A 12,936-nucleotide genomic window follows, 5' to 3' on the forward strand; every position below is an offset into this window, starting at 1 on the left:
GATCCGCACCGATTTATTTCGAGCGATGCGCGGCCGCCCTCCGTCCGTGATAAAACGGGAATTGTTTCCGTGTTCTGGAGAATCCCCATGCGCATTCGCATTTCCGCGCGCCTGCCGGTGCTGCTTGCCGGCGCCGCCGCGCTGCTGGCCGGTTGCGCGCAACCGTGGCAGCAATACCAGGCCGGCCAGGACGAGTCGGCGATCGTCGCACGCATGGGACCGCCGCGCGAGATCTACGACCTGCCCGGCGGCGGCAAGCGCCTGATGTGGCCGACCCAGCCGATGGGCGAGATCACCGTCGCGGCCGACGTCGACGCGGCCCACAAGATCGTCAACGTGCGTCAGGTCCTGCAACCGAGCGAGTTCTATCGCGCGGAGATCGGCAAATGGACGAAGACCGATGTCCTCGTCAACTTCGGACGCCCCGTCGAGACGTCCTACTTCCCGCTGATGAAGCGCGAGGTGTGGACCTACCGGTATCTCGAGGACAACGTCTGGTACATGATGTACAGCTTCTACTTCGATCCGCAGGGCATTCTGCGCATCACGCAAAAAACGCCCGACCCGCTGCACGATCCCGATCGCCGCAACCTGTTCTGACCGATTACGCATTTACGCGCAATTTTCACAATGGCCATTCACGAATCACCGCGTGAATGGCCATTTCATTTTTTCCGTCTTCCTATTAATTCGGCAAATGCGACGGAAATCTTTTCCGATCGATGACATTCCGGTGGCAATCCGCTGACATCCCCGTCATACGGGCCTTCGCGTGGAAACAGGCACGCGCGGTGCATGTCATGCAGTGGATTGGTGCATGCAATGCACTACGCCAAACCAATTTGAAACAAATTGTTTCAACACCCCCGAAGCGCTAGGGCATACCCCTAATATCAGTCGAAATTCAACCTTTCAATTTAGAAAGAATACGATTGCGTCATTACCGCCGATATCCATTTGCCTTTATCACAAAGGAGTCCTCATGAATCGCCCCAAGAGCATGCTGGTTGCCAACATCGCCTGGGCCCGCGAAACGCGTGAACACACGCCCGGCTTCTTCGACGCGCTCGCGCGCGGCCAGAATCCGCGTGTGCTGTGGATCGGCTGCGCCGACAGCCGCGTGCCGGCCGAAACCATCACACACTGCGCACCCGGCGAGTTGTTCGTCCATCGCAACATCGCGAACCTGTTCCATCCCGACGACGACAACTCCGCCAGCGTGCTCGAGTACGCGGTGCGTGTGCTGCAGGTCGACCACGTGATCGTGTGCGGGCATTACGGGTGCGGCGGCGTACGCGCGTCGCTGCTGCCGCCGCCGTCCGACCTGCCGCACGTCGCACGCCGCATCGCGCCGCTGTGCGCGCTCGCGCGGCGCCATCGCGACGCGCTGGACGGGCTCGACGACACGGCCGCCGCCGACCGCCTCGCCGAACTCAACGTGCTCGAACAGGTACGACTGCTGCGCGCGTCCCCGATCGTGCGGGGCCGCGAACGGCCGCCGCTCGTGCACGGCTGGATCTTTTCGCTCGCCGACGGCCGCCTGCAGGAACTCGATTCCGGCTACACCACGCCGCCCGTCGACGTCGAACCCGTGCAGGCCACGACGGCCGGCGCGCTCGGCTGACATCCCCCGCCCCCAAAGCCAATGAAATCGCCCCAACCATGAAACTGAACGAGCGCCTGTCCACCCTGCCGCGCGACATCGTCGCCGGCGTCGTCGTTTTCCTCGTCGCGCTGCCGCTGTGTCTCGGCATCGCCAATGCATCCGGCGTCGAACCGTTTGCCGGGCTCGTGTCCGGCATCGTCGGCGGCATCGTCGTCGCGCTGCTGAGCGGGTCGTCGCTGTCCGTCAGCGGGCCGGCCGCCGGCCTCGTCGTGATCGTCGTCGAAGGAATCGCACAACTCGGCAGCTTCTCCGCGTTCCTGCTCGCGGTGCTGCTGTCCGGCGTGCTGCAGTTCGGGTTCGGCATGCTGCGCGCCGGCCGCTTCGCCGCCTATGTGCCGTCACCCGTCATCAAGGGCATGCTCGCCGCGATCGGCCTGCTGCTGATCGTGAAGCAGATTCCGTTCGCGTTCGGTATCGGCGGCTCGGCCGCGCAATCGTTTGCGAACTGGTCGGGCCTGCCGGTTGCATGGGCCGCCACGGCCATCGCGCTAGCGTCGCTCGCGCTGCTGATCGCGTGGGACACGCCTGCACTGCGCCGCTTCGCGCTGGTGCGCTCGGTACCGGCGCCGCTCGCGGTCGTCGTGCTCGGGATCGGCGCGACGCTCGTGCTGGGCTTCGTCGCGCCGGCCGTTGCGCCGGGCGCCGCCCATCGCGTGACGCTGCCGGAACTCGGATCGTTCGCGGCCTTCGCGGCATCGCTCAAGCATGCGGAACTCGGCCCGAACTTCGCGCAGCTCGTCAATCCGGACGTGTGGCGCGTCGCGATCACGCTCGCAGTCGTCGCGAGCCTCGAGACCCTGCTGAGCCTCGAAGCCGTCGAGCAGATCGATCCGAAGCGCCGGCCGACCCAGCCCGACCGCGAGCTCAAGGCGCAGGGCGTCGGCAATCTCGTCGCGGGTGCGTTCGGCGGGCTGCCGATCACGTCGGTGATCGTGCGCAGCTCGGTGAATGTCAACGCGGGCGCGCAAAGCCGGATGTCGGCGATCGTGCACGGGATGCTGCTGCTCGCGAGCGTGTTCGCGCTCACCGGCCTGATCAACCTGATCCCGCTCGCGAGCCTGGCCGCGATCCTGATCCACACCGGCTTCAAGCTTGCGAAACCGGCGCTGTTCCGCTCGGTGATGAAACAGGGGCCGGCCGCGTTCGTGCCGTTCGCCGCGACGATCGCCGGCGTGCTCGCGGTCGACCTGCTGTTCGGCATCGCGCTCGGCCTCGCGTGCAGTGTGCTGGCAGTCGCCGTCGCGAACCTGAAAAGCCCTGTCACGCTCGCGCAGCACGACGACCACTACCTGCTGTCGTTCCGCAAGGACGTATCGTTTCTCGGCAAGGTGCAGGTCAAGCATCACCTGCGGCACATTCCGGACCGGGCCGCAGTGATCATCGACGCGACACGCGCCGACTACATCGATCACGACGTGCTCGAACTGCTCGACGCGTTCGTCACCGATGCGCCGCGGCGCGGAATCACGGTCGAGTTCCGCCGACGCAGCCCGGCGCCCCGCCCGGCCGCCCGCCGCTGGATGTTCCGCGCGCCGGCCGCCGAATGAGCGGTGCATGAAAAAACGCCCCGGCGGCAGGGCCGCGCGGGGCGTTTCGGTGATGCGTAGCGCGCGGCGCTTATGAGCGCTGCGGGTTGAGCTTGTCGTCCTTCGAATGCAGCTTGTTCAGCGCGGAGATGTACGCCTTCGCGGACGCGGCGACGATGTCCGGATCGGTGCCGACGCCGTTGACGATCCGCCCGCTCTTCGACAGCCGGACCGTCACTTCACCCTGCGCCTGCGTACCGGTCGTGATCGCGTTCACCGAGTACAGCAGCAGCTCGGAACCGCTGCCGACTTCGCTCTCGATCGCATTGAACGTCGCATCGACCGGACCGTTGCCGCGCGACTCCCCGGTCACTTCCTTGCCCTCGACCCCGAACACGACCTTCGCGTGCGGCTGCTCGCCCGTTTCCGAGTGCTGCGACAGCGACACGAACTTGTAATGCTCCTGCTCATGTGCGAGCGCCGACTCCTCGGACACGATCGCGATGATGTCCTCGTCGAAGATCTCGGACTTGCGGTCGGCCAGATCCTTGAAACGCATGAACGCCGCGTTCAGTTCGCCTTCGCTGTCGAGCGACACGCCGAGCTCCTGCAGACGCTGCTTGAATGCGTTACGGCCCGACAGCTTGCCGAGCACGATCTTGTTCGCGGTCCAGCCCACGTCTTCCGCGCGCATGATCTCGTAGGTGTCGCGCGCCTTCAGCACGCCGTCCTGGTGGATGCCCGACGCATGCGCGAACGCGTTCGCGCCGACCACCGCCTTGTTCGGCTGCACGACGAAACCGGTGATCTGCGACACGAGCTTCGACGTCGGCACGATCTGCGTCGTGTCGATGCCGACGTCGAGGCCGAAATAGTCCTTGCGCGTCTTCACGGCCATCACGATTTCCTCGAGCGACGTGTTGCCCGCGCGCTCGCCGAGACCGTTGATCGTGCATTCGATCTGACGCGCGCCGCCGATCTTCACGCCGGCGAGCGAGTTCGCGACGGCCATCCCGAGGTCGTTATGGCAGTGCACCGAGAAAATCGCCTTGTCCGAGTTCGGAATGCGTTCGCGCAGCGTCTTCACGAGGTTGCCGTAGAGCTCCGGCACGCCGTAGCCGACCGTGTCGGCGATGTTGATCGTCGTCGCGCCTTCCGCGATCACGGCTTCCAGCACGCGGCAGAGGAAATCCAGATCGGAGCGGCTGCCGTCTTCCGGCGAGAATTCGACGTTGTCGGTGAACTTGCGCGCGAAGCGCACCGCGAGGCGCGCCTGCTCGAACACCTGGTCGGGCGTCATCCGCAGCTTCTTTTCCATGTGCAGCGGCGACGTCGCGATGAACGTGTGGATCCGGAAGCTCTCGGCCGGCTTCAGCGCGTCGGCCGCGCGCTGGATGTCCTTGTCGTTGGCACGGGCCAGCGAGCAGATCGTGCTGTCCTTCACGAGACCGGCGATCGTGTGGATCGCGTCGAAATCGCCGTTCGAGCTGGCCGCGAAGCCGGCTTCGATCACGTCGACCTTCATCCGCTCGAGATGCTTCGCGATGCGGATTTTCTCTTCCTTCGTCATCGACGCGCCGGGCGATTGTTCGCCGTCACGCAACGTCGTATCGAAAATGATCAGCTTGTCTGTCATGGGGGGCTCCAGGGCTCTTTATACGGAAGTCAAACGTAATGAGATCGCGCCACCGCTGGCGACGCTCAACAACAGACGAAGCTTGACGGGGGGCGAGAACGGTCAGCGCGGCAGGCGCGCCAACGCTAGCGCGCGTAGCGGCGCACCGGCTAGAAGGAGGGAGAGGCGGGGAAATGCAGTCATGCCGAAGACTATAGCGGCATTCCGTTGGGTGCGCAATCGGACGGCACCCGGGGTTTCCGGCGGCCCGGGTCGAACCAGGGACAAATGAAAACGGCGGCCCGAGGCCGCCGTTTCCGGGCATAAAACGCGCGTCAGTGGTCGCGCTGCGACGAGCGCGCCGGGTTCGCGCGCCCGCGGATGGCCATGTAGGCCCAGAACACGTAGCCGGACAGCCCGTACAGCACGAACAGGCAGAACAGCATCAGCGGTGGGTCGGACGACACGAGCACGAACGCGACGACGACCAGCAGGATCGCCGCGAACGGCACGCGGTGCCGCACGTCGAGCGCCTTGCCGCTGTAGAACGGCGCGTTCGACACCATCGTCACGCCCGCGTAGATCGTCAGCACAAACGCGACCCACGGCAGCCAGCCGAGCTTCATCGGCACGCGGTTGTCGGTGGCGAGCCACACGAAGCCCGCGATCAGCGCGGCGGCGGCCGGGCTAGGCAGCCCCTGGAAGAAGCGCTTGTCGACGACGCCGATGTTCGTGTTGAAGCGCGCGAGGCGCAGCGCGGCGCCCGAGCAATAGACGAACGCGGCGAGCCAGCCCCAGCGGCCGAGATCCTTCAGCACCCACTCGTACATCACGAGCGCGGGCGCGACGCCGAACGACACCATGTCCGACAGGCTGTCGAACTGCTCGCCGAACGCGCTCTGCGTATGCGTCATGCGGGCGACGCGCCCGTCCATCCCGTCGAGCACCATCGCGACGAAAATCGCGATCGCGGCGATCTCGAAGCGCACGTTCATCGCCTGCACGACCGCGAAGAAGCCGCAGAACAGCGCGGCGGTGGTGAACGCGTTAGGCAGCAGGTAGATGCCGCGCGTCTTCAGGAACCGCTGGCGCGCGGCGCGGCGGCTCTCGATGGGCACCGGATCCGATGCCATCACCTTGTTGCGGCGGAACGGGCGTGGCGTCTGGCCGGCGCCGTTGCGCGGCCGACGCGATTTGAATGCGGCCATCGTGCGCCTCGCCGCTTACTGTTCGAGTTCGGCGAGGATCGTCGACGACGCGTAGACTTTCTCGCCGATCGACACCTTCGCGCGGCTGCCGAGCGGCAGGTACACGTCGACGCGCGAGCCGAAGCGGATGAAACCGTAGCGCTGGCCGCGCGACAGCGGTTCGCCGGCGCGCACGTAGCAGAGAATCCGGCGGGCGACGAGGCCGGCGATCTGCACGGCGGTAACGGTCTTGCCGCTCGCCGTCTGGATCACGACCGCATTACGCTCGTTCTCGGTCGACGCCTTGTCGATCGCCGCGTTCAGGAACGCGCCCGGGAAATACTCGACCTTCGAGATCGCGCCATCGACCGGCGAACGCTGCGAATGGACGTTGAAGACATTCATGAACACGCTGATCTTCAGCGCCTCGCGGTTCGCGTACGGGTCCTGCGCGGTCTCGACCGCAACGATGCGGCCGTCGGCCGGGCACAGCACCGCGTTCGGCTGCGCCGGGATCGGGCGCTGCGGATCACGGAAGAACTGGACGACGAAGACGAGCAGCAGCCAGAACGGCCACGCGAAGCCGAAGCCCCCGACGGCATGGATCAACAACGCGATGACGGCTGCAATCGCGATAAACGGCCAGCCTTCGCGCGCGATGATCGGATGAGGATAGTTCATGGATTCGTTCTGTGTTCGGTGAATTGCAAAGCCCGTAGCATAACAAAAGCCGCCCGGGGCACTGCTGCCTTCGGGCGGCTTTTTGGTACCGGCCCTCTATTCGAGGGGCCGGAACAGCACGCGGTGCTTAGTTCTTCGTCTGGTCGACGAGCTTGTTCTTCGCGATCCACGGCATCATCGCACGCAGCTTCGCACCGACCTGTTCGATCTGGTGCTCGGCCGTCAGGCGACGGCGCGACTGCAGCGTCGGTGCGCCTGCCTTGTTCTCGAGAATGAAGCTCTTCGCGTACTCGCCCGTCTGGATGTCGGTCAGGCACTGCTTCATCGCCTTCTTCGTCTCTTCCGTGACGACGCGCGGGCCCGTCACGTACTCGCCGTACTCGGCGTTGTTCGAGATCGAGTAGTTCATGTTCGCGATGCCGCCTTCGTAGATCAGATCGACGATCAGCTTCAGTTCGTGCAGGCACTCGAAGTACGCCATTTCCGGCGCGTAACCTGCCTCGACCAGCGTCTCGAAGCCAGCCTTGATCAGCTCGACCGTGCCGCCGCACAGCACGGCCTGCTCGCCGAACAGGTCGGTTTCGGTTTCTTCACGGAAGTTCGTCTCGATGATGCCTGCACGGCCGCCGCCGTTCGCCGCAGCGTACGACAGCGCGATGTCGCGTGCCGCGCCCGACTTGTTCTGCGCAACCGCGATCAGGTGCGGCACGCCGCCACCTTGCGAGTACGTGCCGCGCACGGTGTGGCCCGGTGCCTTCGGCGCGATCATGATCACGTCGAGGTCGGCGCGCGGGATCACCGCGCCGTAGTGGACGTTGAAGCCGTGTGCGAATGCCAGCGCCGCGCCCTGCTTGATGTTCTCGTGCACTTCCTTCGCGTACACGTCGGCGATCTGCTCGTCCGGCAGCAGCATCATCACGACGTCGGCGCCCTTCACCGCTTCCGCGACTTCCTTGACCGACAGGCCGGCGTTTTCGGCCTTGCTCCACGACGCGCCGCCCTTGCGCAGGCCGACCGTCACGTTCACGCCGCTGTCCTTCAGGTTCAGCGCGTGTGCATGGCCTTGCGAGCCGTAGCCGATGATCGTGACTTGCTTGCCCTTGATGAGGGAGAGGTCAGCGTCTTTGTCGTAGAAAACGTTCATGATGGTTCCTTCGCTAATTCAAAAATTCAACAATTCGTTCGGATGGAGTACTACGGGCCGGGACATGACGGCGCACCCGGCGTGCCTGCCGGCATCACACCTTCAGGATGCGCTCGCCGCGTCCGATGCCGGAGCTGCCGGTGCGCACGGTCTCCAGGATCGCGCCCGCGTCCAGCCCCTGGATGAATGCGTCGAGCTTGTCGCTCGCGCCCGTCAATTCGATCGTGTAGGTCTTTTCGGTCACGTCGATGATGCGGCCGCGGAAAATGTCCGCCATCCGCTTCATTTCTTCGCGCTCCTTGCCCACTGCACGTACCTTGATCAGCATCAGCTCGCGTTCGATGTGTGCACCGTCGGTCAGGTCCACCACTTTCACCACCTCGATCAGGCGGTTCAGATGCTTCGTGATCTGTTCGATCACGTCGTCGGAGCCAATGGAAACGATGGTGAGCCGCGACAGCGATTGGTCTTCGGTCGGCGCCACCGTCAAGGTTTCGATGTTGTAGCCGCGTGCGGAAAACAGACCGACCACGCGCGACAGCGCGCCCGGTTCGTTCTCCAGCAGGACGGAAATGATGTGTCTCATGTTCGCTTCTTCCAGAATGTGTCCGTGTCGATTCACTCGCGCCGCGCGCCGCCGCGTGCCGCACCGCCCTTCGTGAAGGCGGCCGCATCGGGCTCAGGCGCGCGTCGCGCCGTTACAGATCTTCCGATCCGAGCAGCATCTCGGTGATGCCCTTGCCGGCCTGGACCATCGGCCAGACGTTTTCGGTCGGATCGGTCTGGAAGTCGAGAAACACGGTGCGGTCCTTCAGGCGCAGCGCTTCCTTCAGCGCCGGCTCCACATCCGAAGTCTTTTCGATCCGCATGCCGACATGGCCGTACGCTTCGGCGAGCTTCACGAAATCGGGCAGCGCATCCATGTACGAATGCGAATAGCGCTTGCTGTATTCGATCTGCTGCCACTGGCGAACCATGCCGAGATAGCGGTTGTTCAGCGAAATGATCTTCACGGGCGTGTCGTACTGCAGGCAGGTCGACAGTTCCTGGATGCACATCTGGATCGAGCCTTCGCCCGTGATGCACAGCACGTCGTCGTCCGGGTGCGCCATCTTGACGCCCATCGCTGCCGGCAGGCCGAAGCCCATGGTGCCGAGGCCGCCGGAATTGATCCAGCGACGCGGCTTGTTGAAACGGTAGAACTGCGCCGCCCACATCTGGTGCTGGCCGACGTCCGAGCACACGAACGCATTGCCGTCCGTCAGCTCCCACGCTTTCTCGACCACGTACTGCGGCTTGATGATCTCGCTTTCGCGGTCGTATTTCAGGCAGTCCTTCGAGCGCCAGCCCTCGATGTCCTTCCACCATTGCGCGAGCGCCTCGGTGTCGGGGCCATGCTCGGCCGTCTGCAGCTGCTCGATCAGCTCCTTCAGCACTTCCTTCACGTCGCCGACGATCGGGATGTCGACCTTCACACGCTTCGAGATCGACGACGGGTCGATGTCGATGTGGATGATCTTGCGCGGACGCGACGCGAAGTGCGCCGGATCGCCGATCACGCGGTCGTCGAAGCGGGCACCGATCGCGATCAGCACGTCGCAGTGCTGCATCGCCATGTTCGCTTCGTAGGTGCCGTGCATGCCGAGCATGCCGAGGAATTTCTTGTCCGATGCGCGATAGCCGCCAAGGCCCATCAGCGTGTTCGTGACCGGATAGCCGAGCAGATCCGCGAACTGGTTCAGTTCGCGCGACGCGTCGGCGAGGATGATGCCGCCGCCCGTGTAGATGTACGGGCGCTTTGCCGTCAACAGCAGCGACACGGCCTTGCGGATCTGGCCCGAATGGCCCTTCGTGACCGGGTTGTACGAACGCAGCGACACGCTCTTGACCGGCTCGTACTGGCACGGCGTCTTCGAGATGTCCTTCGGGATGTCGATCAGCACGGGGCCCGGACGGCCGGTGCGGGCGATGTAGAACGCCTTCTTGACGGTTTCCGCGAGGTCGCGCACGTCCTTCACGAGGAAGTTGTGCTTCACGCACGGACGCGTGATGCCGACGGTGTCGCACTCCTGGAAAGCGTCCTGGCCGATCGCGGCAGTCGGCACCTGGCCGCTGATCACGACCATCGGGATCGAATCCATGTACGCCGTTGCGATGCCGGTCACCGCGTTGGTGACGCCGGGGCCCGACGTCACGAGGCAGACGCCGACATTGCCGGTGGAACGCGCATACGCATCGGCTGCGTGCACGGCTGCCTGTTCATGGCGCACCAGCACGTGCTGAATCTTGTCCTGCTTGTAAAGCTCGTCGTAGATGTAGAGTACCGAGCCGCCGGGGTAGCCCCAGATGAATTCGACGTTTTCATCGGCCAGTGCCTTCATGAGCACGGTGCCGCCGATGGAGTCGCTATCGGGAGGGGAAAGGGGTTCCGACGTGGAGAATTCCGCGCTGGGCATGTTCATTTTGACCTTTCGAATTTTCGGCAAAAAATTGATCGGGTGCTCTCTGCCGGGCTTGTGGCTCGGGTTCAAGCGGCGCGTCCAGTTTGAAGGGCAGGCTTCTTGGGCCAGCCTCAAATGAGACCATCACTTCATGTTGCGAATCATTGACGATAGCGGGTCGCGAATGGGTCGTCAAGCAAAATATCCCGCAGCGCATCATGGGCGCCGCCCGGCACCCCGCCGCCGCGGCTCGCGCGCAACGCGCGGCGCCCAACCCGGTGCCAAGCGGCACGAAAATTTGATAGCATCCGCGGGTTTTACGAAATTTTTCGACCTTTTACACCACGCAGCGGTCCGCAGCGCATACCTTCACGGAATGGCATCAGACAAGGAACTCGCCGACTTTCTGGCGGGCGTCGAAAGGCGCGCGTTCAAGCAGGCTGCGTACGCCGTGCGTGACGACGATGCGTCGCTCGACATCGTGCAGGACGCGATGATCAAGCTTGCAGAGAAGTACGGCGACCGGCCGGCGGCCGAATTGCCGCTGCTTTTTCAGCGAATCCTGCAGAACGCGATCCACGACTGGTTTCGCCGGCAGAAAGTCCGCAACACGTGGGTCACGCTCTTCTCGTCGCTGAACAACACCGACGACGACGACTTCGACCCGCTCGAAACACTCGAATCCGCGAACGACAACGCGGGCGTCGAGAGCAGCGAGCACCGCCTCGAACGAGAGCAGGTTCTGGCCCTGATCGACGAAGAAATCCAGAAACTTCCGGCGCGTCAACGGGAAGCGTTCCTGATGCGTTATTGGGAAGATATGGATGTCGCCGAGACTGCCGCCGCAATGGGGTGCTCCGAGGGCAGCGTCAAGACGCACTGCTCACGAGCCACCCACACCCTGGCGCAAGCGCTCAAGGCCAAAGGAATCACGCTATGAGCTCCGCTCCCGTAAATCGAGAACACGAATTCGCGCTGAAGGTGCGCCGCGCGCTGGACGAGCGCGCGGCCGACCTGCCTGCCGCGACCACCGACCGTCTGGCCGTCGCCCGCCGGGCTGCGCTCGCGCGCAAGAAGCCCGAAGCCGCGACCGTGCCGGTGTTCGTGCCGGCCTTCGCCGGCGCGGCCGGTGCGTACGGCATGGCGCCCGCGAGCCGCCCGCAGGCGTCGTTCGCGCGCCGCCTGCTGCGCGCGTGGCCGCTGGCACTGCTGCTCGCGGGGCTCGTCGGCATCGCCTACTGGGAAGACATGCAGCGCACCGCCGAGCTCGCCGACATCGACGCGGCGATGCTCAGCGACGACCTGCCGCTCAACGCGTATCTCGATCACGGGTTCAACGCGTATCTGTCGCGCGCTCACTAACAGACAATAACGAGGGGATCGCACGGGTGAGTCAGAAGCGCGGCCTGGCCGTATTTTTCGGATGCGTAATCGCGATCGCCGTTTCCTACGTCGCCACGTATCCACGATTCCACCCGGCCCCCGCGACGACCACCGCCGCGGCCAGCAGCCCTGCCACGGCCGCATCGGCCGCGACCGGGTTGAGCACCGACCTGCCCCCACTGCCCCTGCCGCTGCCGGCCGCTACCGGCCCGCTGTCGTGGGCGCGTCTCACGCCGGCGCAACACGCGGCACTCGCGCCGTTCGCCGACCAGTGGGATGGCTTCAGCGACGCGCGCAAGCGAAAATGGCTGAAGATCGCATCGCGTTTCGCGAAATTGACGCCCGATGATCAAAAGCGCCTGCAGGACCGGATGACCGAATGGGCGCGGATGACACCCGAGCAGCGCCGCGTCGCGCGCGAGAATTACCAGAGCGCGAAGGAGCTTTCCGCGCAGGCGCGCGAGCGCGCCTGGAAGGCGTACCAGCAACTCCCCGAAGAGCAGAAGGAACGTCTCGCGGCCGCCGAGCGCCGCCGCCGGCCGAGTGTCGTCAGCGCGCCGCCGACCGTCGCCGACCGTGACGTCCGCCGCCTCGTCAATTCGCACGAGCACCCCGCAAGCGGCGCGGCCACCGCGCCGGCACCCGTCTCGGCCGCCGTCACGCCGCCCGTGCCCGCGTCGTCGACGGCCGGCACCGCATCCGCGCCGGCCGCCGTGGCGCCGGTGTCGCCCGCCGACGCACCCTCGCTGTTCAAGGGCTCCTGAGCGGCCGTGGCGAACGCCCGCGCCCCCGAAACCCCGGCCGCCGCGCCGTCCGTGCGGCGGCGTCTCGCCGCGCTGCTCTACGAAGGCGTGCTCCTGTTCGGCGTGGTGTTCTTCGCCGGGCTCGCGTTCAGCCTCGCGATGCAGCAACGCAACGGCCTCGTCCATCACAACCTGCTCGCCGCGTGGATCACGCTCGTGGTCGGCGCGTACTTCGTCTGGTTCTGGACCCATGGCGGCCAGACGCTGCCGATGAAGACATGGCGGCTGCGGCTCGAATCGTCGAGCGGCCGGCCGCTGAGCGCGGGCCACGCGCTCGTCCGCTACGCACTCGGCTGGCTGTGGTTCCTGCCGCCGCTCGCGCTGCATCCGCTCCTCGGCCTGTCGGTACCCGTCACGCTCGCGCTCACCGCCGCGTGGATCGTCGCGTGGGCCGGCGCCGCCCGGCTGCATGCCGACCGCCAGTTTCCGCACGACCGGATCGCACGCACGCGCGTCGTCGCGATGCCACGCTGACGCGCCGCATTCACCA

General features: G+C 65.3%; 13 protein-coding genes. 7 read left to right on the top strand and 6 right to left on the bottom strand.

Features of this window, described 5'->3' with window-relative positions:
* Positions 1–87 precede the first annotated feature (87 nt).
* The 3 genes from ACPTTF_RS12360 to ACPTTF_RS12370 all read left to right on the top strand — a co-directional run bounded on the left by ACPTTF_RS12360 (position 88) and on the right by ACPTTF_RS12370 (position 3,213).
* Positions 88–600 carry a hypothetical protein gene (locus ACPTTF_RS12360; protein WP_122945904.1) on the top strand — a complete coding sequence of 171 codons (513 nt, stop codon included), beginning with the start codon at positions 88–90 and terminating at the stop codon, positions 598–600.
* A gap of 382 nt (positions 601–982) precedes the next feature.
* Positions 983–1,624 (top strand): carbonic anhydrase, encoded by a 642-nt coding sequence (locus ACPTTF_RS12365; protein WP_423371323.1) that lies wholly within the window; start codon positions 983–985, stop codon positions 1,622–1,624.
* Between the two features lie 38 nt (positions 1,625–1,662).
* Complete coding sequence (locus tag ACPTTF_RS12370) at positions 1,663–3,213, top strand: SulP family inorganic anion transporter (protein WP_423371324.1); 1,551 nt, start codon at positions 1,663–1,665, stop codon at positions 3,211–3,213.
* A 70-nt stretch (positions 3,214–3,283) separates the two neighbouring features.
* Here ACPTTF_RS12370 and ACPTTF_RS12375 read toward each other — a convergent pair whose 3' ends face one another.
* The 6 genes from ACPTTF_RS12375 to ACPTTF_RS12400 all read right to left on the bottom strand — a co-directional run bounded on the left by ACPTTF_RS12375 (position 3,284) and on the right by ACPTTF_RS12400 (position 10,281).
* Positions 3,284–4,828, bottom strand: a complete 1,545-nt coding sequence (locus tag ACPTTF_RS12375; RefSeq protein ID WP_166960681.1) for a 2-isopropylmalate synthase — start codon at positions 4,826–4,828, stop codon at positions 3,284–3,286.
* 314 nt (positions 4,829–5,142) lie between these two features.
* Positions 5,143–6,015 carry a CDP-diacylglycerol--serine O-phosphatidyltransferase gene (gene pssA, locus ACPTTF_RS12380; protein WP_423371325.1) on the bottom strand — a complete coding sequence of 291 codons (873 nt, stop codon included), beginning with the start codon at positions 6,013–6,015 and terminating at the stop codon, positions 5,143–5,145.
* A gap of 15 nt (positions 6,016–6,030) precedes the next feature.
* Complete coding sequence (locus ACPTTF_RS12385; protein WP_011352710.1) at positions 6,031–6,675, bottom strand: phosphatidylserine decarboxylase; 645 nt, start codon at positions 6,673–6,675, stop codon at positions 6,031–6,033.
* Positions 6,676–6,802: 127 nt separating this feature from the next.
* Positions 6,803–7,819, bottom strand: coding sequence for a ketol-acid reductoisomerase (gene ilvC, locus ACPTTF_RS12390; RefSeq protein ID WP_014896490.1), 1,017 nt, complete (start codon positions 7,817–7,819; stop codon positions 6,803–6,805).
* 94 nt (positions 7,820–7,913) lie between these two features.
* A complete protein-coding gene (gene ilvN, locus ACPTTF_RS12395; RefSeq protein ID WP_011352712.1) occupies positions 7,914–8,405 on the bottom strand; it encodes an acetolactate synthase small subunit in 492 nt (163 codons plus the stop codon).
* 112 nt (positions 8,406–8,517) lie between these two features.
* On the bottom strand, positions 8,518–10,281 hold the full coding sequence (locus ACPTTF_RS12400; protein WP_043188873.1) for an acetolactate synthase 3 catalytic subunit: 1,764 nt from the start codon (positions 10,279–10,281) through the stop codon (positions 8,518–8,520).
* Between the two features lie 355 nt (positions 10,282–10,636).
* Between ACPTTF_RS12400 and ACPTTF_RS12405 the strand changes: the two genes are divergently transcribed.
* Genes ACPTTF_RS12405 through ACPTTF_RS12420 form a run of 4 tightly spaced genes read left to right on the top strand, consistent with a single transcriptional unit; the run spans position 10,637 to position 12,920 of the window.
* The gene (locus tag ACPTTF_RS12405; protein WP_166960692.1) at positions 10,637–11,200 is read left to right on the top strand and encodes an RNA polymerase sigma factor; all 564 of its coding nucleotides are present in this window, start codon (positions 10,637–10,639) and stop codon (positions 11,198–11,200) included.
* Positions 11,197–11,622 (top strand): DUF3619 family protein, encoded by a 426-nt coding sequence (locus ACPTTF_RS12410; RefSeq protein ID WP_423371326.1) that lies wholly within the window; start codon positions 11,197–11,199, stop codon positions 11,620–11,622. Before ACPTTF_RS12405 ends, ACPTTF_RS12410 begins: the two co-directional genes overlap by 4 nt.
* Positions 11,623–11,648: 26 nt before the next feature.
* Entirely contained in the window at positions 11,649–12,407 is a 759-nt protein-coding gene (locus ACPTTF_RS12415) for a DUF3106 domain-containing protein (protein WP_423371327.1), read from the top strand.
* A gap of 6 nt (positions 12,408–12,413) precedes the next feature.
* Positions 12,414–12,920, top strand: coding sequence for an RDD family protein (locus ACPTTF_RS12420; RefSeq protein ID WP_166960700.1), 507 nt, complete (start codon positions 12,414–12,416; stop codon positions 12,918–12,920).
* Positions 12,921–12,936: the final 16 nt, after the last annotated feature.

It is taken from the genome of Burkholderia crassaminum, from assembly GCF_964265005.1.
Taxonomy (GTDB): Bacteria; Pseudomonadota; Gammaproteobacteria; order Burkholderiales; family Burkholderiaceae; genus Burkholderia.

Excerpts from the sequence above, each read along its gene's own strand:
- ACPTTF_RS12360 (WP_122945904.1), top strand. The coding sequence starts at position 88 with ATGCGCATTCGCATTTCCGCGCGCCTGCCGGTGCTGCTTGCCGGCGCC.
- ACPTTF_RS12365 (WP_423371323.1), top strand. The coding sequence starts at position 983 with ATGAATCGCCCCAAGAGCATGCTGGTTGCCAACATCGCCTGGGCCCGC.
- ACPTTF_RS12370 (WP_423371324.1), top strand. The coding sequence starts at position 1,663 with ATGAAACTGAACGAGCGCCTGTCCACCCTGCCGCGCGACATCGTCGCC.
- ACPTTF_RS12375 (WP_166960681.1), bottom strand. The coding sequence starts at position 4,828 with ATGACAGACAAGCTGATCATTTTCGATACGACGTTGCGTGACGGCGAA.
- pssA (WP_423371325.1), bottom strand. The coding sequence starts at position 6,015 with ATGGCCGCATTCAAATCGCGTCGGCCGCGCAACGGCGCCGGCCAGACG.
- ACPTTF_RS12385 (WP_011352710.1), bottom strand. The coding sequence starts at position 6,675 with ATGAACTATCCTCATCCGATCATCGCGCGCGAAGGCTGGCCGTTTATC.
- ilvC (WP_014896490.1), bottom strand. The coding sequence starts at position 7,819 with ATGAACGTTTTCTACGACAAAGACGCTGACCTCTCCCTCATCAAGGGC.
- ilvN (WP_011352712.1), bottom strand. The coding sequence starts at position 8,405 with ATGAGACACATCATTTCCGTCCTGCTGGAGAACGAACCGGGCGCGCTG.
- ACPTTF_RS12400 (WP_043188873.1), bottom strand. The coding sequence starts at position 10,281 with ATGAACATGCCCAGCGCGGAATTCTCCACGTCGGAACCCCTTTCCCCT.
- ACPTTF_RS12405 (WP_166960692.1), top strand. The coding sequence starts at position 10,637 with ATGGCATCAGACAAGGAACTCGCCGACTTTCTGGCGGGCGTCGAAAGG.
- ACPTTF_RS12410 (WP_423371326.1), top strand. The coding sequence starts at position 11,197 with ATGAGCTCCGCTCCCGTAAATCGAGAACACGAATTCGCGCTGAAGGTG.